The following is a 20,554-nucleotide window of genomic DNA, read 5'->3' as shown; positions in this document are numbered from 1 at the left end:
TCAACTGGCCTGACGGGTCCGCTGGCCCAACCAGCCCGCCTCGACGGCGGCCAGGTCGGCGCGCGGGATGAGTTGCGCAGGAATACAGCTGCAGCGCGACAGATTGAAGACCTGACGACCCGCGGCGGTCATGACGTCCTGCATGACCTTGAGCCCCGGCAGGATACGGTTGTGCAGATGCTCGTCCAGACCGCAGGGCGATCTCGCGTCCGTGCCGCCTTCGTAGAAGCGTGGGGCCCTGGCATTGAGGTCGACGCCGGCCAGATAGATCTTGGTAAAGCCCAGGTGATAGGCCAGTTGCAGGGCGATGAAGGCAACAGTCCGGACATCGAAGATACCGTAGTCCATGTCCCGGCTGAAGCCGATGTCGCGCGCTCGGCGACTGAGCAGGGTGAGCGTGCGTTCGGCCTGGTCGCGCTCCAGCCCGAGGTAGTGTTCCAGCCGGGTACTGGGCGCTCGTCGCAACGCATGAGCCTTGACCTGCCGGCTTTCCGCGAGCCGTTCGATCGCCGCCGGCCACAGGGCCAGTCGTTGCGCCTGCTCGATCCCGCGCGCATAGAGCTCCGGTTGCTGCTCGGCAAAGCTCAGGTCGCTGCAGACATAGAAGAGCGGGCGGATGTCGGTTCCGCTCAGCTTGGCGATGGCGCCGTTCATGGTGATGATCGGCACGTCCTGCCAGGCGTCCAGGTTGAGTTCGGCAGCCGAAGGTCCCGAGGCCAGCAGCAGCACCGGACCCCGTTGACTGTTGCGCAGGGGCGCGAAGTCCTGGCTCACAGCGGCGAGCCACCTGGACGCGCGTCATCGAGGACCTTGGACAGGCGGTTTGAAAGCTGCTCGAGTGGCATACCACCAGCTCCCTGTACGGCAATAGCGAAGGTTATTAGTCATACATATTCAACGGCGCCGATAGAAAAGTAACCGGGCACCCTCGTGAATGACGCCACCAACGCTACGTTTTGCCGCTTAGGACTCACTTAAGGGGCGCGTACCGAATGAGGCACCCATAGCAATCAGAAGACTTGTCCGTGAGCCAGCAGGAGCCGAGGCGGCCCAGGGCCTGGAACGGTCCGGAGATCCGCCATTCGCGCAGGGCCTCGACCGCTCGCGAGTGGCCCTCACCACGCATGGCAGGTCACAGGGCTGGAATTTGCCGCCAGCCGCACTGTGCCTGCACGAGCGCGGTGGACAGGCGCGAGGACTGACGCCTCGCCGGCAAACTAGGAACCGCGGTAGGTGCTGAAGCCATAGGGGCTGAGCAACAGCGGGATATGGTAGTGCTGCTCCGGCTGGGTGACGTCGAACACCACCGGGATCTCGGGGAAGAAGGCGCTGCGGCCTTGCTGGCGATAGTAGTCGCCGGTCTTGAAGACCACGCGGTATTCACCCTTCTCGAAGGTCTTTTCCTTGGGAAACAGCGCCGGCACCCGGCCCTGCTCGTTGGTGACCTCTTCCGCCAGCAGCTGCCAGCCCTGCCCCACCTGGCGCTCCAGGGTCACGTGCACCCCCGCCGACGGCTTGCCGTCTTCCAGGTTGAGCACATGGACACTCAGGGGATTGGGTGCGGCGACCGCAAAGCCGGACAGGGCCAGACCCGATAACAGCACGAACGTCTTCATGAAAATCTCCTTCAAGGATGGGAGGTGAGGGTGAGGTGTTCAGCGGCCGCCAGCGCACAGCGCTCGTCCGCCCCGCCACCGCCGGCACCGGCGATGCCCAGGGCGCCGACCAGCTGGTCGCCTTCGTAGAGGGGGATGCCACCGCCCAGCAGCAGCAATTCGGGCAGGGTGACGAGATTGGCCGCATCCGGGTTCTGCCGGGCACGCTCGGCCAGCGCCTGCGAGGGGGTACGGGTGGACAGCGCGGTGAACGCCTTGCGCCGCGCCGCCTCGGCGTTGTGCGGTCCGATGCGGGTATCGCGTTGCAGGAGGATCAGTTGACCGCTGCGGTCGAGCACCGCCAGCGCGGCGCTGCAGGGCGCGGCCTGCGCCAGACGCTGCGCGGCAGCAAGGTCGAGATCGGGGTGCTGCGGCAGCGCCGCCTGCGCCTGAGCGAGCAAGGCAGCGCCCAGCAGCGTGAGGGTTAGGGAAGAAAGAAAGCGCGACATGATTCGAGGTCCGGGAAATGACCTCGCCAAATTATCCTGATCGTTCGGTCAGGAACGGGTACTGCAGGATGACAATTTTGTCAGAAGGATCAGCGGGATAGCTGGCCGGATTCGACAGGCATCACTCCTTACCCATGGCTTGAACATTCGCCCCTTCAGACGCGTGAAGGCGCAGCGCCGAGGCTGCCGTTACGTTTATCCGTCTCTATTGCCGAGCAATCCGATTCGACCGTTGCCTCGCGAATGGCCTATTGCTTTCCGGAAGTGCATGCGCTCATCGAACGCGCAAAATCGTCAGACCACTATTGATCGATTAGATCAAAACATGCTTTATTGTGATCAGAACAATCACAAGGTAGGCATGACCATGAAATTCCGCGGCATCGTTCCCGCCCTCGTTACCCCTTTTGACGCCCAGCAACGTGTCGATGAAAACGCTTTGCGCGGTTTGATCGAAAACCTAATCGGCGCTGGCGTCCACGGCCTGTTCGTACTGGGCACCAACGGCGAGTTCTTCGCCCTCTCCGAAGCCGAGAAGCTGCGTATCGCCGAGCTCACCGTGGACGCCGCGGGCGGTCGGGTCCCGGTCGTGGCCGGCACCGGCGCCTTCGCCACGCATGAAGTGATTGAACTGAACAAAAAGATGGCGGATCGCGGTGTCGATGCCCTGTCGGTGATCACGCCCTACTTCAATGCGGTCAGCCAGAAAGAGCTGATCACCCACTACGAAGCCATTGGCGACGCCTCCCCGCTGCCGCTCATGCTCTACAACATTCCGGCCAAGACCGGCATGTCGATCGGCATCGGCGCCGTGGCCGCCTTGAGCCAGCACCCGCAGATCAAGGGGATCAAGGACAGCGCCGGCAACTTCGACGCCCTGGTGCAGATGCTGAAGTACCGCAGCGATGACTTCGCCGTCTTTGCCGGCACCGACTCCCTCATCTACTGGAACCTGCTGGCCGGCGGCGATGGCGCGGTGGCCGCCACCGCCAATGCGGTACCCCAGGTTGTCATGACCATCTGGAACGCCTTCCAGGCCGGCGACCACACCACCGCCCGCGCCGCCCAGGAAAAGCTGCGGCCGCTGCGCGATGCCTTCGCCCTGGGCACCATGCCCTCGGTACTCAAGAAGGCCGCCGACCTGCTCAACGTGCCGGCCGGCCCCTGCCGGGCCCCGGTCGCGCCGCTGGACGAAGCCACGGTGCACAAGCTCGAAGGCCTGCTGGCCATCTACCGCGACTGATCCGGAGCGCCCATGTCCCTCTATCATTTCCAGACCGTCAAACACCTGGTCCACGGCGCTGGCGCCCTGGATCAGCTCGGCGACAAGCTCGCCCTTCTCGACGTCCCGCTGCGCCGCGTGGTGCTGGTCACCCAGAACGCCATGCACGGCCTGGGCGTGACCGAGCGCGTCAAGGCGCAACTGGCCGCCCGCGACATCGAGGTGGCCGTGATCGACAACGTCGAGATCGAGCCGACCCTTGAGAACATCGAGCGGGTCTTCCGCGAAGAAGTCGCGCCGCGTCAACCCGACGCCCTGCTCGCCATTGGCGGCGGCTCGGTACTGGATGCCGCCAAGCTGTTCGCGGTCATGCTCACTAACGAGCAGTCGCTCAAATCCATGCTCGGCATCGACCAGGTGGCCCGCGCCGGGCTGCCCACCGTGCTGGTGCCGACCACTGCGGGCACCGGCTCGGAAGTGACCCCCAATGCCATCGTCACCCTGCCCGACGAAGAGCTGAAAGTGGGCGTGGTCAGCCGCCACCTGCTGCCCGCCCTGGTGCTGCTCGATCCGCTGCTGACCCTGAGCCTGCCCAAGGCCATCACCGCGGCTACCGGGATGGACGCCTTCACCCACTCGCTGGAGTCCTTCATCTCCAACAAGGCCAACCCGGTCAGCGATACCTTCGCCTTGGAATCCATGCGGCTGATCGCCGGCAGCATCGTCGAGGCCTATCAGCAGCCGGATTCGGTACGCGCCCGCAGCGACATGCTGCTCGGCTCCACCTACGGCGGCGTGGCCCTGACGGCGGCCGGCACCGCGGCTGTCCATGCCCTCGCCTATCCCCTGGGCGGCAAGTTCCATGTCACCCACGGCGTGGCCAATGCCATGCTGCTGCCCCATGTCATGGCCTTCAACCTGGACAGCTGCGCGCCGCGCCTGAAGCGCGCCGCCGTGGTCTGCGGCCTGGCCCGCGAGGAAGACAGCAATGAGGCCGCAGCACACAAGCTGATCGAGCAGATCGCCGCCTGGACCGCTACTCTGGAAATTCCCCAGGACCTGGCCGCCTTTGGCGTGCGGGAGGAGTACCTGCCAGAGATGGCCGTGGCGGCGTCCAAGGTCACCCGGCTGATGGTCAACAATCCCAAGCCGCTGAGCCTGGACGACATCCAGGCGCTGTACCGGCGGTTGCTGCCATGACCCGCCTGCTGATCCTGGCCGACGACCTCAGCGGCGCCGCCGACTGCGCTCTGGGCTTTGCCAAGGCCCAGGCGACCCGGGTGCTGCTCGACGCCGAGGCCCTGGACGCCCAGGCACCGGTGACGGCGCTGGACCTGGACAGCCGTCGACTGGATGCGCGTGCGGCGGCCGCGCGGCATGCCGCACTGCTCGGGCACCCGGCGTTGGCGGGCGCCGCGCTCTACAAGAAGGTCGACTCCACCCTGCGTGGCAATGTCGCCGCCGAGGTGGCGGCCCTTACCCCGCGCGGCCTGGCCCTGGTCGCGCCCGCCTACCCGGCACTGGGCCGCACGACCCAGGGTGGCATCCAGTACCTGGACGGCGTACCGGTCGACCAGACCGATGTCTGGCGCAACGAGGACCTGACCGGCAATGCCGATCTGGTCGCTCAACTGGCCGATCACGGCATCAGCTGTGCCCGGCTCGACCTCGCCATCCTGCGTCAGCCGGTGGCCCTGGCCGCCGCCCTGCGCCGCGCGCTGGACAGTGGTCTGCCGGCGCTGGTCTGCGATGCCGAGCGCCAGTCCGACCTGGAAGCCCTGGCCCGTGCCTCGGCGCCGTTCGCGCAAAAAGTGTTCTGGGTCGGCTCGGCAGGTCTCGCCGAAGCGCTGCCGGTTGCCCTCGGCCTGGTGGGTACTGCCACACCTCATCCACGGGCCGAAGGTCCGGTGCTGACGGTGGTCGGCAGCATGTCGCGCCATTCCCAGACCCAGGCCGAGTACCTGGCGGCCGGTAGCCAGCAACAATGGCAACGCCTGGCACCCTCCTGGCTGCTGGAACCGCAGCGGGCGACCGAGCGCACGGCTTTGGCCGCGACCCTGGCGCAGCGTCTGGCCCGCGGCGAAGACGTCCTGGTCAGTCTCGATCAGCAGGCGCGTGATCCGCGTCAGGCCTTGGCCCTGAGCCAGGCCCTGGCCGAACTGCTGCAGCCCGCCCTGCAGGAGGCCGCTGCCCTCATGGCCACCGGCGGCGAAACCGCTCGCGCCCTGCTCGCCCAGGCCGGCATCACCGCGCTGGACCTGCACGGCGCCCTCGCCCCAGGCGTGGCCCTGGCCAGTACCCGCTGGCACGGTCGCGCCCTGCGGGTCGTGACCAAGGCCGGCGGCTTCGGCCAACCCGACACCCTCCTCGACGCCTGGCGCCACCTGCGCGCCAGCCTACCCGCACAGGCCGCCACGGCCTCCCTGCAGAAGGAAGCCCACCATGTCTAAACGTCCCGTCATCGGCATCACCATGGGTGACGCCACCGGCGTCGGTCCCGAGATCATCATGAAGTCCCTGGCCCACGCCTCGGTCTACGACAGCTGCCGGCCGCTGGTCATCGGCGACGCCGGTCGCCTGGAGGATGCCAATCGCATCGTCGGCGGTCGCCTGCAGATCAACGCCATCGAGCGGCCCGATCAGGCCCGCTTCCAACCCGGCGTGGTGGATTGCATCGACCTCGGGCTGATTCCCGCCGACCTGCCCTACGGCACGCTGTCCGCGCTGGCCGGCGACGCCGCCTATCGCTACATCGAACGCACCGTGCAGCTCACCTCGGCCGGTGAACTCGATGCCATCTGCACCGCCCCGCTGAACAAGGAAGCCCTGCACGCGGGCGGCCATATCTTCCCGGGCCATACCGAGCTGCTGGCGCACCTCACCGGTACCGAGGAGGTGTCGATGATGCTGATGACGCCGATCCTCAAGGTCATCCACGTCACCACCCATATCGGCATCATCGATGCCATCGCGCGCATCGAGCCGGGCCTGGTCAAGCGCACCATCGAACGCGCCCACGCCACCCTGCAGCGGGCCGGCATCCAGGATCCCCTGATCGCCGTCTGCGGCATCAACCCGCATGCCGGCGAGAACGGCCTGTTCGGCTACGGGGAAGAAGAAACCAAGATCCAGCCGGCCATCGACGAACTGCGTGCCCGTGGCTGGCGCGTGGAGGGCCCGCTGCCTGCGGACACCCTGTTCTTCCGCGCCGGTCGCGGCGATTTCGACTGCGTGGTGGCCATGTATCACGACCAGGGCCACGGGCCAGTCAAGGTCATGGGCCTGGAAGCGGGCGTCAATGTCACCGTCGGCCTGCCGGTGATCCGCACCTCGGTGGACCACGGCACCGCCTTCGACATCGCCGGCAAGGGCATCGCCGACGAGCGCAGCCTCATCGAGGCGCTGCGCCAGGCCACCGAACTTGCCAGCCGGCATCGCGCCAGCCAGGCCGCTATCGCCTGAGGAACGACTGCTTTTCCCGTAACGCCAGTGCTATCCAACAACAACAACAGGAACCACTCGCATGCAAACCTTCGACGTGCAAAGCACCGCCATCATCATCGGGATGGTGGTGGCCTACATCCTCTTCACCACCTGGCTCAGCATCCGCCTGCGCAGCCGCACCAGCGGCGAATTCATGGTGGCCGCGCGCAGCATGCCGGCCTTCGTGGTGGGCATCCTGATGATGTCGGAATTCATCGGCGCCAAGTCCACGGTGGGCACCGCCCAGGCCGCCTTCGAAAGCGGTTTCGCCGCCTCCTGGTCGGTGATCGCCGCGGCCATCGGCTTTCCGCTGTTCGGCCTGCTGATGGCGCGCAAGCTCTATGCCTCCGGCGAATTCACCATCTCCGGTTTCATCGCGCAGAAGTACGGCCTGTCCACCAAGCTGATGGTGTCGATCATCATGATCTACGCCCTGTTGCTGGTGAACGTGGGCAACTACGTCAGCGGCGCCGCGGCCATCGCCACGGTGCTCAAGATCAACCTGCCCACCGCCGCCTTCATCACCGCCATCGTCAGTACCCTGTACTACGTCTTCGGCGGGCTGAAGAGCGTAGCCTACGTCAGCATCTTGCACACCTCGGTCAAGTACGTGGGCGTGCTGATCGTCCTGGGCGTGGCCCTGCACATGACCGGCGGTTTCACCCCGGTCATGCAGAACATGCCGGAGCACTACTTCACCTGGGACGGCGCCATTGGCGGCAGCAAGATCTTCGCCTGGATCATCGGTACCGTCGGAGCGATCTTCTCCACCCAGTTCATCATCCAGGCGATCTCCTCGACCAAGGATGCGCGCGCCGCGCAACGCTCCACCTTCCACGCCTCGCTGCTGTGCATCCCTATCTCACTGGCGCTGGGCTTCATCGGGGTCGCGTCCAGGTACCTGCATCCGGAGATGAGCAGCCTCTATGCCCTGCCCGTCTTCCTGCAGTCGATGCACCCGGTGCTGGCCGGGGTGGTGACCATTTCCCTGGTCGCCTCCATCTTCGTCAGCGTCAGCACCGTGGCCCTGGCCATCGCCTCGCTGGTGGTGCGCGACTTCTACGTGCCGCTGCGCAAGCCCACGCCCGAGCGTGAGTTCAAGGCCACCCGGGTGATCTCGCTGATCATCGGCTTCGTGCCGCTGTTCTTCGTGTTCTTCGTGCCCGAGATCCTCAACCTGTCGTTCTTCACCCGGGCGCTGCGCCTGTCCATCGCGGTGATCGCCATGATCGCCATCTACCTGCCGCTGTTCGCCACTAACCGCGGTGCGACCTTGGGCCTGTTGGCCTCGACCATCACCACCAGCGTCTGGTATCTGCTGGGCAATCCCTATGGCATCGACAACATGTACGTTGCCCTGGCGACGCCTGCCATCGTCGTGGTCATCGAACGTCTCTTCCCCCAGCCCGTCGCCAAAGCCGCCCCTGCCGAGGTTCCCCATGTCCATCACTGAAATCGCCATCGCCGGCCGCCAGGACAGCTTCCTGCCGACGCCCTATCCGCAGAACCACGCCGCCAACCTGCTGGCCCAGCCGGACGGCACCCTGCTGTGCACCTGGTTCGCCGGCACCCAGGAAGGCAAGGCCGACATCTCGGTCCTGCTGAGCCGTCGCGATCCGAAGACCGGCACCTGGAGCGAGCCCGTGCAACTGTCGGACGACCCGACCCGCTCCGAGCAGAACCCCATCCTGTTCCAGGCGCCGAACGGCCCGCTATGGCTGCTGTGGACGGCCCAGGTGGCCGGCAACCAGGACACCGCCATCGTCCGGCGTCGGCTGTCCACGGATGGCGGCCACAGCTGGGGCCCGATCGAGACCCTGATCGACACCCCCGGAACCTTCGTTCGCCAGCCACCGGTGGTGCTCGCCAATGGCGACTGGCTGCTGCCGATCTTCCACTGCATCGCCCGCCCCGGCGAGAAATGGGTGGGCAGCCATGACACCAGCGCCGTGCTGATTTCAGGCGATCAGGGCCGCAGCTGGACCGAGCATGCGGTACCGAACAGCACCGGCTGCGTGCACATGAATATCCAGCGGCTGGGTGACGGCAGCCTGCTGGCGCTGTTCCGCAGTCGCTGGGCCGACTTCATTCACGCCAGCCGCTCCCAGGACGGCGGTCGCAGCTGGAGCGCGCCCACCCCGACGGCCCTGCCCAACAACAACTCCTCTATCCAGTTCGTTCGCCTCACCAGCGGCGAATTGGTGGTGGCCTACAACCCCACCAGCGCCGCCGACTACAGCGAACGCCGCGCCTCGCTCTATGACGAGATCGACGACGGCGACAGTCGGGTTGATCCGGTGGCGCGGGACGGCGAGCGCGCCGCTGTCTGGGGCGTTCCGCGCGGCCCGATGAGTCTGGCCGTGTCCACGGACGAGGGTCAGAGCTGGCGGCGCCTGGATGTCGAGGCCGGCGATGGCTATTGCCTGACCAACAACTCCACCGAGAAGCTCAATCGCGAGTACTCCTATCCCAGCCTGGTGCAGGCGGCCGATGGGGATGTGCACCTGGCCTTCACTTACTTCCGCCAGCGCATCAAGCACGTCCGGCTGCCACTGGCCGCGCTGCGTTAAAGGAGACTGTGATGACGACTCAGCCTCATGCCCTGGTGACCGGCGTCAGCTCCGGCATCGGCGCGGCGATCACCCAGCGGCTGCTCGCCGAAGGCTGGCAGGTGACCGGCCTCAGCCGCCGCCCGCCCGAGCATACCCATCCGGCGCTGACCTGGATCGGCGTCGACCTGGCCGATGCCCAGGCGCTGGATGCCGTACTGGCCGACATCGAACCACTGGACGCCCTTGTCCACGCCGCCGGCTTCATGCGTACGGCACCGCTGGGCGCTCTGGACCCGGCCGATGGCGCCGCCATGTGGCACCTGCACGTCGCCGTGGCCAGCCGCCTGGTGGACCGCTTGATCGAGCGCCTCGCCACAGGCGGGCGCATCGTACTGATCGGCAGCCGCACCATGCAGGGCGCGGCCGGACGCAGCCAGTACGCCGCCACCAAGGCGGCCCTGGTGGGCTTGGTGCGCTCCTGGGCACTGGAGTTGGCCGCGCGTGACATCACCGTGAACTTGGTGGCGCCCGGGGCGACCGAGACGCCCATGCTGCGCGATCCGGGTCGCGCCGGCACGCCGCCGCGGCTGCCCCCGCTGGGTCGCTACGTGCAGCCCGAAGAGGTGGCAGGCGTGACCGCCTTCCTGCTCGGTCCGGATGCCGGGGCACTGACCGGCCAGACGCTTACCGTCTGCGGTGGTGCATCGCTGTGAGGTGGGCGTGATTGCGTTAGAGTAGCGCCGTCTCTCCCGATGGATTCCCCATGAAGGTCGCCAAACGTCGCCAGGCCATCCTCGAACTGGTTCTCGCCGGTCACACCAACGTCGAAACCCTCTGCCGGCATCTGGGAGTGTCGGAAGCCACGGTCCGCCGCGACCTGACCGCCCTCGCGGAAGAAGGCCAGATCCTGCGGACCTACGGCGGCGCGACCCACATCGGCACCCGTGAGCCCGAACCGTCGCTGGAGCAACGCAGCAACCAGTCCGGCCCGGAAAAGGCCCTGCTCGCCCGCGCCGCCCTCGCCCATATCAACGACCACGACACCCTGGTGCTAGACGGCGGCACCACCACCGCCGCCCTGGCCAAGCTGCTCAACGAAAGACGTGGTCTGCACGTCATCACCAACAACCTGCTGGCGGTGCCACTGCTGCGCGATCTGCCGGAAGGCCACGTCACCCTGCTCGGCGGCGACCTCCGCCCCGGCAGCATGTCCACCTTCGGCCCGGCGGCCTTCACCATGCTGGAGCGGCTGTCGGCCGACAAGGTCTTCCTCAGCGCGGATGGCGTGGTGGCTGGGCGTGGCCTCTGCGAGGCCAGTACCGAGCAGGCCTATTTGAAGGAATTGATGATCCAGCAGGCCGCCGAGGTCTTCGTGCTTGCCGACTCGACCAAGCTGGGGCGTGATCGCCAGCAACACTGGACGCCGCTCAAGACGGACTGGACGTTGATTACCGATGCGACGGCGAGCGAGGTTCTGACGCCGTTCAGGCAGCAGGGATTGGTAAGGGTCGAGGTCGTATCCTGACGGCTCAAGCTTACAAAGTACGTAAGCTAAACCCCTATTTGAGCAGATCGCAAAAGAGTTTGCGATTCAGCTTGTTCGCACCCACCGACATCAAGGCAAAAGCTGCCAGATGGTGACCACGAGCTAAAGCCAGATACATCAGTGCGGACAGGATCAGGAACTAGCAGCGTGACTACGTTGAGATAGTCTGGTTGGACCTCAACATCAACGAGATCGCCAGCTGCTTTTTGCTTGGATTTTGATTCTGTTTTGATTGGAGCCCAGAAACGAAAAAGGCCCAAGCCACTAAGTGCTTGAGCCTTCTCGGTAATTTGGTCGGGACGGAGTGATTCGAACACTCGACCCCTTGCACCCCATGCAAGTGCGCTACCAGGCTGCGCTACGCCCCGACTGTGTTCCTCTAGGGAACGGCGTGCATCTTACTGCAACGCTTTGATTAATGGAAGCTTTTTTTCACTTCTTCAGTACGACGAGGACTTCTTCGAGTTCGCTGATCATCTGGCGGATGAGCTGGTGGTACTGCGAACCCTCGTCGCGGGTCTCGTCGCCCTGGGTGAGGCGCTGGCGCGCCCCGCCGATAGTGAAGCCTTCGTTGTACAGCAGGGAGCGGATCTGGCGGATCATCAGCACGTCGTGGCGCTGGTAGTAGCGCCGGTTGCCGCGGCGCTTCACCGGGTTCAGCTGGGGAAATTCCTGCTCCCAGTAGCGCAGCACGTGCGGCTTGACCAGGCACAGATCGCTCACCTCACCGATGGTGAAATAGCGTTTGCCCGGTATGACCGGCAGCTCGTCGTTATGACTTGGTTCCAGCATAGGCCTCGACCCTGGCTTTGAGTTTCTGCCCGGGGCGGAAGGTCACCACACGGCGCGCCGTGATGGGTATCTCCTCCCCTGTCTTGGGATTGCGTCCGGGGCGCTGGCGCTTGTCGCGCAGGTCGAAGTTGCCGAAACCGGACAACTTGACCTGCTCGTTGCTTTCGAGCGCATGACGAATTTCTTCGAAGAACAGTTCGACCAATTCCTTGGCTTCACGTTTGTTCAGACCGAGCTCTTCAAACAGACGTTCGGCCATCTCAGCTTTCGTCAGGGCCCCCATGCGCTATTTCCTTAAGGTGGCGTTGAACCTTCTTTCCAGAGAAACGAGGATTTTCTGCGTCGTTTCGTTGACTTCTTCATCGGTTAATGTGCGCGATGGATGTTGCAAGGTCAAGCCGATGGCGACGCTTTTTCTATGTGGATCAATGCCTTTGCCTTGGTAGACGTCGAACAGACGCAACTCCTTGAGGCCTTCTCCGGCGTTTTCGCGGATGTCGGCCAGGAGGTCGCCCGCGGCTACGGTTTCGTCCACCACCAGCGCCAGGTCACGCCGCACTTCGGGGAAGCGCGACAGCTCGCCAAAGCGCGGCAGGCTGCCGGTAGTCAGGGCATCGAGCGCCAGCTCGAAGAGGAACACCGGACGATCCACGTCCAGTTCGCGCGCCACTTCCGGATGCAGGGCGCCCAGGTAGCCCACCGGCTGCCCTGCCCTTTCGATCAGCGCGGTCTGCCCCGGGTGCAAGGCCGGATGCTCGCCTGCGACGAAGCGGAAGTCAGAACCCGCACCAGACTGCGCCAGCAGCGCCTCGACATCGGCCTTGACGTCGAAGAAGTCCACCGCCTCACGCCCGGACGACCAGCTCTCCGGCAGGCGCGAACCGCAGACGGCACCGGCGAGGACGTTTTCCTGCACCAGGCCTTCCAGCTGACCGACGAATCTCAACCCCGACTCGAACAGCCGGACGCGGTCCTGCTGACGGTTGAGGTTGTATTGCACGGCCTTGACCAGACCCGGCCACAGCGACGAGCGCATGGCGGCCATGTCCGTGGAGATCGGGTTGGCCAGCATCACCGGCTGAGCCTCAGGGGCGAACAGACGGAAGGTCTTTTCATCGATGAAGCTGTAGGTGATGGCTTCCTGGTAGCCGCGGGCCACCAGCAGGCGACGCAGCTGACTCAGCTCGCCCTTGCTCTCGGGTAGAGGCTGCGGGGCCAGGCGGGCCTGGGGGAAACGGATCGGCAGCTGGTTGTAGCCATAGAGGCGCGCCAGTTCTTCGATCAGGTCCACTTCGATGCTGATGTCGAAACGGTGGCTGGGTACGCCCACCTGCCAACGACCGGCTTCCAGGCGGGCCACGGCCAGACCCAGGCCGCTGAGCAGACGCTCGACCTGGGCATCGTCCAGGGTCAGACCCAGGACGCGCTCGATGCGCTCGGCGCGCAGCAGGATCGGCTCGACCTGCGGCAGGTGCTCGGCGCTGACCGCCTCGATCACCGGACCCGGCTCACCGCCGACGATGTCCAGCAGCAGGCGGGTCGCCCGCTCCATGGCCTTGCGTGCCAGCTCGAAGTCCACGCCCCGCTCGAAGCGGTGGGAGGAATCGGTGTGCAGGCCGTAGGAACGAGCCTTGCCGGCCACGGCGATGGTGTCGAAGAAGGCGCTTTCCAGGAACAGGTCACGGGTACCGGCGGCCACACCGCTGTGCTCGCCACCCATGACGCCGGCGATGGCCAGGGCGCGTTCGTGGTCGGCGATCACCAGGGTGTCGTTGCGCAGTTCGATGTCCTGGCCATCCAGCAGCACCAGGCGTTCGCCGGCATCGGCCAGGCGCACGCGGATGCCGCCCTTGATCTGGTCCAGATCGAAGGCATGCATGGGCTGACCCAGTTCGAGCATCACGTAGTTGGTGACGTCGACGGCGGCGTCGATGCTGCGCACGCCGCTGCGGCGCAGACGCTCGACCATCCAGTCCGGGGTTGGACGGGACAGGTCGACGTTCTTGACCACGCGACCCAGGTAGCGCGGGCAGGCCTGGGGAGCCAGCACCTCGACCTCACGGGTCTCCTGGTGCCCGGGCGCTACCGGCTCGACCTGCAGCGGCTCGACGGTGGCGTTGTACAGGGCACCCACTTCCCGCGCCAGACCGGCGATGGACAGGCAGTCGCCGCGGTTCGGGGTCAGGTCGACGTCGATGATGGCGTCGTCCAGTTGCAGGTAGCTGCGGATGCTCTCGCCCACCGGCGCGCCGGCCGGCAGCTCCAGCAGGCCGCTGTTGTCGTCGCTGATCTGCAGTTCGCTGGCCGAGCAGAGCATGCCGTGGGATTCCACGCCGCGCAGCTTGGCCTTCTTGATGGTGAAGTCGCCGGGCAGCGTGGCGCCGACGGTGGCGAAAGGCACCTTCAGGCCCGTACGTACATTGGGCGCGCCGCAGACCACCTGGAAGGATTCCGGACCGTTGCTCACCTGGCAGACATTGAGCTTGTCGGCGTCGGGATGGCGCTCGACGGAGACGACCTCGCCGACGATGACGCCCTGGAAGCTCCCGGCCGCCGCTTCGACGCCGTCCACTTCCAGGCCGGCCATGGACAGCCGGGCAACCAGATCCTCGTGCGTAGCCGCAGGGTTCACCCAGCTACGCAGCCATTGTTCACTGAATTTCATAGGACTCCCGTCTGGCAGCTAGCGGAATTGCGCCAGGAAGCGCAGATCGTTGTCGAAGAAGAGGCGCAGGTCGTTGACCCCATAGCGCAGCATGGCCAGGCGCTCGGCGCCCATGCCAAAGGCGAAGCCCTGGTACTTCTCCGGATCGATGCCGGCCATGCGCAGGACATTGGGATGGACCATGCCGCAGCCCAGCACCTCGAGCCAGCGCGAAGCCGGTTCGCCGTCACGGCTCGGGCGGCGGATGTCCACCTCGGCCGACGGCTCGGTGAAGGGGAAATAGGAGGGACGGAAGCGGACTTCCAGCTCTTCCTCGAAGAATTCGCGCAGGAAGGTCACCAGGGTGCTCTTGAGATCGGCGAAGCTGACTTCCTCGTCGATCACCAGGCCTTCGACCTGATGGAACATCGGCGAGTGGGTCTGATCGCTGTCGCAGCGATAGACGCGCCCCGGGCAGATGATGCGGATCGGCGGCTGCTGGCTCTCCATGGTACGTATCTGCACCGGCGAGGTGTGGGTGCGCAGCAGCATGTTGGCGTTGAAGTAGAAGGTGTCGTGCATCGCCCGCGCCGGGTGGTGGCCGGGGATGTTGAGCGCTTCGAAGTTATGGTAGTCGTCTTCGATCTCGGGACCGGTGGCGACGCCATAGCCGATGTTGGCGAACAGGCGCTCGATGCGCTCCAGGGTGCGGGTGACCGGGTGCAGGCCACCGGAGGCCTGACCGCGCCCGGGCAGGGTCACGTCGATGCGTTCCGCGGCGAGGCGAGCGGCCAGGGCGGCCTGCTCCAGCGTCGCCTTGCGGCTGTTGATTGCGTCCTGGACACGTTCCTTGGCGGCGTTGATCAGCGCGCCAGCCTGGGGACGCTCCTCCGCCGTGAGGTGGCCCAGGGTCTTCATGATCTGGGTCAGTTCACCCTTCTTGCCCAGGTAATTGACCCGGAGCTGTTCCAGGGCATTGGTGTCTTCGGTGAGCCGCACGGCCTCCAGGGCTTGGGAGACCAGCGCATCCAGGTTTTCCATCTAGGGACTCCAGATACAAAATAGGGGAAGAGCTATGAGGCTCTTCCCCTATTGATAACGTTGCTTCGCGCCAGGGGCGCGAGATTGCCGGGGGGCTTAAGCCAGCGAAGCTTTAGCTTTCTCGACAATCGCAGCAAACGCCGCTTTTTCGTTCACGGCCAGATCGGCCAGTACCTTGCGGTCGATCTCGATGGCCGCTTTCTTCAGGCCGGCGATCAGACGGCTGTAGGACAGACCGTTGATACGAGCACCAGCGTTGATACGAGCGATCCACAGAGCGCGGAACTGACGCTTCTTCTGACGGCGGTCACGGTAGGCGTATTGGCCTGCCTTGATTACCGCTTGCTTAGCGACGCGGAAGACGCGCGAACGGGCACCGTAGTAGCCTTTGGCGAGCTTCAGGATTTTCTTGTGACGGCGACGAGCGATGACGCCACGCTTAACACGAGCCATGAGTAACTTCCTCTAAATTCTTGACCAGGATTAACGAAGGCGCAGCATGCGCTCGACCTTTTGGACGTCGGATGCATGCATCAGCGACGTACCGCGCAGCTGACGCTTACGCTTGGTGGTCATCTTGGTCAGAATGTGGCTCTTGAAAGCGTGCTTGTGCTTGATGCCACCAGCAGTTTTCACGAAGCGCTTCGCAGCGCCGCTTTTGGTTTTCATCTTTGGCATGTTCGGATACTCCGCATTGAGTGATTACGCATAACAGCAAGGCCTGCCAGTGCCCTGGTAGTTACTTTTTCTTCTTGGGGGCGATGACCATGATGAGTTGGCGTCCTTCCATCTTAGGATGCTGCTCAACGGCGCCGTGTTCGACGAGGTCAGCTTCGACCCGCTTCAACAGCTCCATGCCCAGCTCCTGGTGGGCCATCTCCCGGCCGCGGAATCTCAACGAGACCTTGGCTTTGTCCCCCTCGGTTAGGAAACGTACCAGGTTGCGTAGTTTTACCTGGTAATCCCCTTCTTCCGTCCCTGGACGAAACTTGATTTCTTTGACCTGAGCCTGCTTCTGGTTCTTCTTCGCCGCCGCGACTTGCTTCTTCTTCTCGAAGACGTGCTTGCCGTAGTCCATGATCCGGCAGACCGGGGGTACGGCGTCGGCGGTGATTTCCACCAGATCCAGCTTGGCGTCTTCAGCAGCCTGCAGGGCCTCCTGGATGGAGACTATGCCTACTTGCTGACCATCGGCGCCAATAAGGCGAACTTCCCGGGCGGTGATATTTTCGTTGATCGGTGCCCGGGGGGCGGCTCGCTTGTCTTGTCTCATGTCACGCTGCTTGATAGTGATTACTCCGAATCTTGCCGGCCACGCCGGGAAACCGCTTGCGTGAGCAGCTCGCGGAAACGCTCGACGGGCATGGAGCCCAGGTCTACGCCTTCACGGGTACGCACGGCAACGGATCGTGTCTCAACCTCCCGGTCTCCAATAACCAGGAGATAGGGAACCTTGAGCAAAGTATGCTCGCGGATTTTAAAGCCGATCTTCTCGTTTCTCAAGTCGGCTTTGGCCCGGAAGCCCTCAGCGTTCAATTCGCCGACGACCTGCTGGGCAAAATCGGCCTGCTTGTCGGTGATATTGAGCACCACCGCCTGGGTCGGGGCGAGCCACGCCGGGAACAGACCGGCATAGTGCTCGATGAGCATGCCGATGAAGCGCTCGAAGGAACCGAGGATGGCACGGTGCAGCATCACCGGACGCTGACGACTGTTGTCCTCGGAGATGTAGCTGGCGTCGAGGCGCTCCGGCAGGTTCGGATCGTACTGCAGGGTACCGCACTGCCAGTTACGGCCCAGGCAGTCCTTGAGGGTGAATTCGATCTTGGGCCCGTAGAAGGCGCCCTCGCCCGGCTGGTATTCCCAGTCCAGACCCGAGGCATCCAGCGCATCCGCCAGGGCCTTCTCGGCGCGATCCCACAGCTCTTCGGAACCGACGCGCTTGGCCGGGCGCGTGGAGAGCTTCATGATCACGTCGGTGAAACCGAAGTCGGCATAGACCTGCAGGGTCAGCTTGATGAAATCGGCCGCTTCCTTCTCCACCTGCTCTTCGGTGCAGAAGATGTGGGCATCGTCCTGGGTGAAGCCACGCACGCGCATGATGCCGTGCAGGGCACCGGACGGCTCGTTACGGTGGCAGGCACCGAACTCGGCCAGGCGCAGCGGCAGGTCGCGGTAGGACTTCAGCCCCTGGTTGAACACCTGCACGTGGCAGGGGCAGTTCATGGGCTTGACCGCGAAGTCGCGGTTTTCCGAGGCCGTGGTGAACATGTTCTCGGCATAGTTGGACCAGTGACCCGAGCGCTCCCAGAGGATGCGATCGACCACCTGGGGCGTCTTGATCTCCTGGTAGCCGTGCTCGCGCTGGACCTTGCGCATGTACTGCTCGAGCACCTGGTAGACGGTCCAGCCGTTGGCGTGCCAGAACACCATGCCGGGCGCTTCTTCCTGCAGGTGGAAGAGATCGAGCTGCTTGCCGATGCGGCGGTGGTCGCGTTTCTCGGCTTCCTCGATGCGTTGGATATAGGCCGCCAGCTGCTTCTTGTCCGCCCAGGCGGTGCCATAGATGCGTTGCAGCTGCTCGTTCTTGGCGTCGCCACGCCAGTAGGCGCCGGACAGCTTGGTCAGCTTGAACGCCTTGAGGAAGCGGGTGTTGGGCACGTGCGGGCCCCGGCACATGTCGACGTATTCCTCGTGGTAGTACAGGCCCATGGCCTGCTCCTCGGGCATGTCGTCGATCAGGCGCAGCTTGTACTCCTCACCCCGGGCCTTGAACACCTCGATGACTTCGGCGCGCGGCGTCATCTTCTTGATGACGTCGTAGTCCTTGTCGATCAGCTCGCGCATCCGCGTCTCGATGGCCGAGAGGTCATCCAGGGTAAAGGGACGCTCGAAGGAGATGTCGTAGTAGAAGCCTTCGTCGATCACCGGGCCAATGACCATTTTGGCGGTCGGGAACAGCTGCTTGACCGCATGACCCACCAGGTGGGCGCAGGAGTGGCGGATGATCTCCAGGCCGTCCTCGTCCTTGGCGGTGATGATCTGCAGGTTGGCATCCTGCTCGATGAGATCGCTGGCATCGCGCAGCTGACCATCGACGCGACCGGCGATGGTGGCCTTGGCGAGACCGGCACCAATGGACTGGGCGACTTCGGCTACGGTGACGGGCTTGTCGAATGGACGTTGGCTACCGTCGGGGAGAGTAATGACAGGCATGGCGCCTCCTCAACTCAGTGGTGACCCATACCAAGGGCCACATGGTGGGATTGGCCAGTAAGCAGCCGCACCGCTGGAAATCCCGCCGCACAGTGGCAGGGCCGCAAGGCATTCCGGGCGACGCGAAAGGATCACTGGAAAGTTTGGGACGGAAATCCTTTCAGAAACTGAGACCTGGCGCAACCTCGAGAGGGCCGGTCGCCGACTCAATGGGCCGCGTCGGGGTACTTCTTGAGGAACTGCTTCTGCATTTCCTGGCAGTTTTCCATGAGCGCCTGGCGATCGGCCGGCGAGGCCTCCGGGGCATTGGCCCGCGCCAGGCACTGATCGATGGCCTGCTGCTCGTTGGCCCGGTTGGCCGGTGTCGCATTGTGGCGATAGACATAGATGATGGAGCCGAAGACCACGACCGCGAACAGGATCGATAGCAGGATCAATCCCAGGCAGCCGCCCTTGCCGATCTGCCGCCCTTCACCACCCTGCGTCATCACTCTCTCCTCGCGGTAACGGGCCGTGGTCGCGCGCTGGCGAAGCAACGAAGCCCCAAGAAAAATCGTCCGCCAGTCTACGTGAAAAGCCTGGGCATCACGACCGAGGCACGCGGTCACACCTGCCCGAGCAACCGGCAGAACCTTTTATTCGGACTTCCGAAAAGTTCTACCGCTCAAACCAGCCTCACGCCGCCCAGATCAATTCCGCACTTCAATCAAGGCGCGGCAAGATCACGCGTATTAGGTACGCCAACTCGTTCAGCGGCTATTCAAGAAAAGCCCCGCTCCTATTAATCCAGTGTTAAGCGATACGGCAGAGTATCGATTCCAGGCACTGCAGAACTTGGTTCTGGTACCTGAGCGATAGCCTTACTTCAATTGCATATCCGCTGGAGGCAGCAAATGAACGTCAAGAATAAACTGGCAAAGAGCATGCTGGTCGTTGCCATCGTAGCCGCCTGCTCGTCTGCGGCCATCGCCGCGAACCAAGCCCCCTCGGCAAACGAACTGGGTAGTTTCCAGGCCCTGTCCACCCAGGGACAACGGGCCTTTACCGACATCTCCGCCGCACGCCTGGAACTCTTCCAGGGGCAAACGAAGCAGGCGGTGTCACATGTCAAGGACGCCCAGCAGGCACTCAAACTTGCGCAATCGGACAATACCGCGCTGAAAAAAGCCGCGAGCGAATTGCAGGTCAAAGATAATCAGGGCAAGGCCGATACCAGCACTACCGTAACGTCCTGGTTACCGATCTGGGGCGACACCGTAGTACAGGACAGTTACATGGCCAGCCCGCAGAAAGTTAAGGCGGTGGCCGATGCCAATAACAAACTCAAGCATGGCGACGCCAAGGGTGCTGCAGAAACCTTGCGCCTGGCCGATGTGGATATCGACACGGCCATCGCGCTGGCACCGCTCAAGCAGACCATGACGGACGTCGACCAGGCGGCCAAGCAATTGGCCAGCGACAAGTTCTATGAGGCCAACCTGACGCTCAAGCAGGTTCAGGATGGCGTGCGCTACGCCTCGACGGCCCTGGACTTCACGGCGAACAAGCATGGGCTGCAGCCAGCAGGCTCCTTTACCGAAACCGTCACCCCGAGCAGCTGATGGCTTGGCAGGGGCAAAAGGGCGATCGCAGGATCGCCCTGTTAAACGACCCGATACCCGGCAAGTCCGCCTCGATCCCAGCGCGCGGAACCGCCAGACACGAAAGGGGCGATCTCTCGGATCGCCCCTTTCCATTACCTGCCACCGATGCGGATGTCATTACCAGGTCCAACTGACCCAAACCCTACCCCTCCCGCATAAGCCTCAGCGAGACCCGTCCACAACCGCCGGCGCCTGAACTTCAAGGTGCCGGACATGGACTGCCTCTGAAGGAGGCTGCCGGCGTGCGACTGCACCTGAGCCTGTCGCCAGGCTGAAACTCCGCCCGCCCACGGATTCGCACAGGCCTCCAC

At 64.2% G+C, this 20,554-nt stretch carries 21 protein-coding genes and 1 tRNA gene; 9 read left to right on the top strand and 13 right to left on the bottom strand.

Features of this window, described 5'->3' with window-relative positions; translation table 11 throughout:
• From CFE50_RS11125 to CFE50_RS11115, 3 genes are all read right to left on the bottom strand, one after another.
• Complete coding sequence (locus tag CFE50_RS11125; protein ID WP_286733517.1) at nucleotides 1–774, bottom strand: WaaZ-like lipopolysaccharide core biosynthesis protein; 774 nt, start codon at nucleotides 772–774, stop codon at nucleotides 1–3.
• Nucleotides 775–1,217: 443 nt separating this feature from the next.
• On the bottom strand, nucleotides 1,218–1,616 hold the full coding sequence (gene uraH, locus CFE50_RS11120; RefSeq protein WP_286733514.1) for a hydroxyisourate hydrolase: 399 nt from the start codon (nucleotides 1,614–1,616) through the stop codon (nucleotides 1,218–1,220).
• 11 nt (nucleotides 1,617–1,627) lie between these two features.
• Nucleotides 1,628–2,104, bottom strand: coding sequence for a GlcG/HbpS family heme-binding protein (locus tag CFE50_RS11115; protein ID WP_286733512.1), 477 nt, complete (start codon nucleotides 2,102–2,104; stop codon nucleotides 1,628–1,630).
• Nucleotides 2,105–2,471: 367 nt separating this feature from the next.
• Between CFE50_RS11115 and dapA the strand changes: the two genes are divergently transcribed.
• The 8 genes from dapA (at nucleotide 2,472) to CFE50_RS11075 (ending at nucleotide 10,886) form a co-directional block, all read left to right on the top strand.
• Nucleotides 2,472–3,347 (top strand): 4-hydroxy-tetrahydrodipicolinate synthase, encoded by an 876-nt coding sequence (dapA, locus tag CFE50_RS11110; RefSeq protein ID WP_353744000.1) that lies wholly within the window; start codon nucleotides 2,472–2,474, stop codon nucleotides 3,345–3,347.
• Nucleotides 3,348–3,359: 12 nt separating this feature from the next.
• Nucleotides 3,360–4,526: an iron-containing alcohol dehydrogenase gene (locus CFE50_RS11105; RefSeq protein ID WP_286733508.1), complete on the top strand. Its 1,167-nt coding sequence runs from the start codon at nucleotides 3,360–3,362 to the stop codon at nucleotides 4,524–4,526.
• Complete coding sequence (locus CFE50_RS11100) at nucleotides 4,523–5,776, top strand: four-carbon acid sugar kinase family protein (RefSeq protein WP_286733506.1); 1,254 nt, start codon at nucleotides 4,523–4,525, stop codon at nucleotides 5,774–5,776. The genes CFE50_RS11105 and CFE50_RS11100 overlap by 4 nt, the downstream gene beginning before the upstream one ends.
• Nucleotides 5,769–6,788 (top strand): 4-hydroxythreonine-4-phosphate dehydrogenase PdxA, encoded by a 1,020-nt coding sequence (pdxA, locus tag CFE50_RS11095; protein ID WP_241808825.1) that lies wholly within the window; start codon nucleotides 5,769–5,771, stop codon nucleotides 6,786–6,788. The genes CFE50_RS11100 and pdxA overlap by 8 nt, the downstream gene beginning before the upstream one ends.
• 61 nt (nucleotides 6,789–6,849) lie before the next feature.
• Nucleotides 6,850–8,262, top strand: coding sequence for a sodium:solute symporter family protein (locus CFE50_RS11090; protein WP_241808824.1), 1,413 nt, complete (start codon nucleotides 6,850–6,852; stop codon nucleotides 8,260–8,262).
• Nucleotides 8,249–9,379, top strand: a complete 1,131-nt coding sequence (locus tag CFE50_RS11085) for a sialidase family protein (protein ID WP_241808823.1) — start codon at nucleotides 8,249–8,251, stop codon at nucleotides 9,377–9,379. Before CFE50_RS11090 ends, CFE50_RS11085 begins: the two co-directional genes overlap by 14 nt.
• A gap of 11 nt (nucleotides 9,380–9,390) precedes the next feature.
• Nucleotides 9,391–10,074: an SDR family NAD(P)-dependent oxidoreductase gene (locus CFE50_RS11080; RefSeq protein WP_241808822.1), complete on the top strand. Its 684-nt coding sequence runs from the start codon at nucleotides 9,391–9,393 to the stop codon at nucleotides 10,072–10,074.
• 50 nt (nucleotides 10,075–10,124) lie between these two features.
• A complete protein-coding gene (locus CFE50_RS11075) occupies nucleotides 10,125–10,886 on the top strand; it encodes a DeoR/GlpR family DNA-binding transcription regulator (RefSeq protein ID WP_208694625.1) in 762 nt (253 codons plus the stop codon).
• Nucleotides 10,887–11,198: 312 nt separating this feature from the next.
• Here the strand turns inward: CFE50_RS11075 and CFE50_RS11070 are convergent.
• From CFE50_RS11070 to CFE50_RS11025, 10 genes are all read right to left on the bottom strand, one after another.
• Nucleotides 11,199–11,275, bottom strand: a tRNA-Pro gene (locus CFE50_RS11070).
• 64 nt (nucleotides 11,276–11,339) lie between these two features.
• Nucleotides 11,340–11,699 carry a MerR family transcriptional regulator gene (locus CFE50_RS11065; RefSeq protein ID WP_007159195.1) on the bottom strand — a complete coding sequence of 120 codons (360 nt, stop codon included), beginning with the start codon at nucleotides 11,697–11,699 and terminating at the stop codon, nucleotides 11,340–11,342.
• Nucleotides 11,680–11,982 carry an integration host factor subunit alpha gene (gene ihfA / locus CFE50_RS11060; protein WP_007159196.1) on the bottom strand — a complete coding sequence of 101 codons (303 nt, stop codon included), beginning with the start codon at nucleotides 11,980–11,982 and terminating at the stop codon, nucleotides 11,680–11,682. The genes CFE50_RS11065 and ihfA overlap by 20 nt, the downstream gene beginning before the upstream one ends.
• Before the next feature lie 3 nt (nucleotides 11,983–11,985).
• Nucleotides 11,986–14,364 (bottom strand): phenylalanine--tRNA ligase subunit beta, encoded by a 2,379-nt coding sequence (gene pheT / locus CFE50_RS11055; RefSeq protein ID WP_286733497.1) that lies wholly within the window; start codon nucleotides 14,362–14,364, stop codon nucleotides 11,986–11,988.
• A gap of 18 nt (nucleotides 14,365–14,382) precedes the next feature.
• Nucleotides 14,383–15,384, bottom strand: coding sequence for a phenylalanine--tRNA ligase subunit alpha (gene pheS, locus CFE50_RS11050; RefSeq protein ID WP_007159198.1), 1,002 nt, complete (start codon nucleotides 15,382–15,384; stop codon nucleotides 14,383–14,385).
• A gap of 96 nt (nucleotides 15,385–15,480) precedes the next feature.
• Nucleotides 15,481–15,837, bottom strand: coding sequence for a 50S ribosomal protein L20 (rplT, locus tag CFE50_RS11045; protein WP_007159199.1), 357 nt, complete (start codon nucleotides 15,835–15,837; stop codon nucleotides 15,481–15,483).
• 30 nt (nucleotides 15,838–15,867) lie between these two features.
• Entirely contained in the window at nucleotides 15,868–16,062 is a 195-nt protein-coding gene (rpmI, locus tag CFE50_RS11040) for a 50S ribosomal protein L35 (protein WP_007159200.1), read from the bottom strand.
• 61 nt (nucleotides 16,063–16,123) lie between these two features.
• Nucleotides 16,124–16,657: a translation initiation factor IF-3 gene (infC, locus tag CFE50_RS11035; protein WP_017638835.1), complete on the bottom strand. Its 534-nt coding sequence runs from the start codon at nucleotides 16,655–16,657 to the stop codon at nucleotides 16,124–16,126.
• Nucleotides 16,658–16,677: 20 nt separating this feature from the next.
• Complete coding sequence (gene thrS, locus CFE50_RS11030) at nucleotides 16,678–18,600, bottom strand: threonine--tRNA ligase (protein ID WP_241808820.1); 1,923 nt, start codon at nucleotides 18,598–18,600, stop codon at nucleotides 16,678–16,680.
• Between the two features lie 206 nt (nucleotides 18,601–18,806).
• Complete coding sequence (locus tag CFE50_RS11025; protein WP_286733490.1) at nucleotides 18,807–19,088, bottom strand: hypothetical protein; 282 nt, start codon at nucleotides 19,086–19,088, stop codon at nucleotides 18,807–18,809.
• Between the two features lie 405 nt (nucleotides 19,089–19,493).
• On the opposite strand from CFE50_RS11025, the gene CFE50_RS11020 reads away from it, so the two are divergent.
• Nucleotides 19,494–20,201, top strand: coding sequence for a YfdX family protein (locus CFE50_RS11020; RefSeq protein WP_042135821.1), 708 nt, complete (start codon nucleotides 19,494–19,496; stop codon nucleotides 20,199–20,201).
• The last annotated feature ends 353 nt before the right edge of the window (nucleotides 20,202–20,554 follow it).

Source organism: Pseudomonas sp. PGPPP4 (genome assembly GCF_002256045.1).
Lineage (GTDB): Bacteria > Pseudomonadota > Gammaproteobacteria > Pseudomonadales > Pseudomonadaceae > Chryseomonas > Chryseomonas oryzihabitans.
The sequence above is the reverse complement of the archived record's forward strand: the minus strand, read 5'-3'. Positions and strand labels throughout refer to the sequence as shown.

Excerpts from the sequence above, each read along its gene's own strand:
- uraH (WP_286733514.1), bottom strand. The coding sequence starts at position 1,616 with ATGAAGACGTTCGTGCTGTTATCGGGTCTGGCCCTGTCCGGCTTTGCG.
- CFE50_RS11115 (WP_286733512.1), bottom strand. The coding sequence starts at position 2,104 with ATGTCGCGCTTTCTTTCTTCCCTAACCCTCACGCTGCTGGGCGCTGCC.
- dapA (WP_353744000.1), top strand. The coding sequence starts at position 2,472 with ATGAAATTCCGCGGCATCGTTCCCGCCCTCGTTACCCCTTTTGACGCC.
- CFE50_RS11105 (WP_286733508.1), top strand. The coding sequence starts at position 3,360 with ATGTCCCTCTATCATTTCCAGACCGTCAAACACCTGGTCCACGGCGCT.
- CFE50_RS11100 (WP_286733506.1), top strand. The coding sequence starts at position 4,523 with ATGACCCGCCTGCTGATCCTGGCCGACGACCTCAGCGGCGCCGCCGAC.
- pdxA (WP_241808825.1), top strand. The coding sequence starts at position 5,769 with ATGTCTAAACGTCCCGTCATCGGCATCACCATGGGTGACGCCACCGGC.
- CFE50_RS11090 (WP_241808824.1), top strand. The coding sequence starts at position 6,850 with ATGCAAACCTTCGACGTGCAAAGCACCGCCATCATCATCGGGATGGTG.
- CFE50_RS11085 (WP_241808823.1), top strand. The coding sequence starts at position 8,249 with ATGTCCATCACTGAAATCGCCATCGCCGGCCGCCAGGACAGCTTCCTG.
- CFE50_RS11080 (WP_241808822.1), top strand. The coding sequence starts at position 9,391 with ATGACGACTCAGCCTCATGCCCTGGTGACCGGCGTCAGCTCCGGCATC.
- CFE50_RS11075 (WP_208694625.1), top strand. The coding sequence starts at position 10,125 with ATGAAGGTCGCCAAACGTCGCCAGGCCATCCTCGAACTGGTTCTCGCC.
- CFE50_RS11065 (WP_007159195.1), bottom strand. The coding sequence starts at position 11,699 with ATGCTGGAACCAAGTCATAACGACGAGCTGCCGGTCATACCGGGCAAA.
- ihfA (WP_007159196.1), bottom strand. The coding sequence starts at position 11,982 with ATGGGGGCCCTGACGAAAGCTGAGATGGCCGAACGTCTGTTTGAAGAG.
- pheT (WP_286733497.1), bottom strand. The coding sequence starts at position 14,364 with ATGAAATTCAGTGAACAATGGCTGCGTAGCTGGGTGAACCCTGCGGCT.
- pheS (WP_007159198.1), bottom strand. The coding sequence starts at position 15,384 with ATGGAAAACCTGGATGCGCTGGTCTCCCAAGCCCTGGAGGCCGTGCGG.
- rplT (WP_007159199.1), bottom strand. The coding sequence starts at position 15,837 with ATGGCTCGTGTTAAGCGTGGCGTCATCGCTCGTCGCCGTCACAAGAAA.
- rpmI (WP_007159200.1), bottom strand. The coding sequence starts at position 16,062 with ATGCCAAAGATGAAAACCAAAAGCGGCGCTGCGAAGCGCTTCGTGAAA.
- infC (WP_017638835.1), bottom strand. The coding sequence starts at position 16,657 with ATGAGACAAGACAAGCGAGCCGCCCCCCGGGCACCGATCAACGAAAAT.
- thrS (WP_241808820.1), bottom strand. The coding sequence starts at position 18,600 with ATGCCTGTCATTACTCTCCCCGACGGTAGCCAACGTCCATTCGACAAG.
- CFE50_RS11025 (WP_286733490.1), bottom strand. The coding sequence starts at position 19,088 with ATGACGCAGGGTGGTGAAGGGCGGCAGATCGGCAAGGGCGGCTGCCTG.
- CFE50_RS11020 (WP_042135821.1), top strand. The coding sequence starts at position 19,494 with ATGAACGTCAAGAATAAACTGGCAAAGAGCATGCTGGTCGTTGCCATC.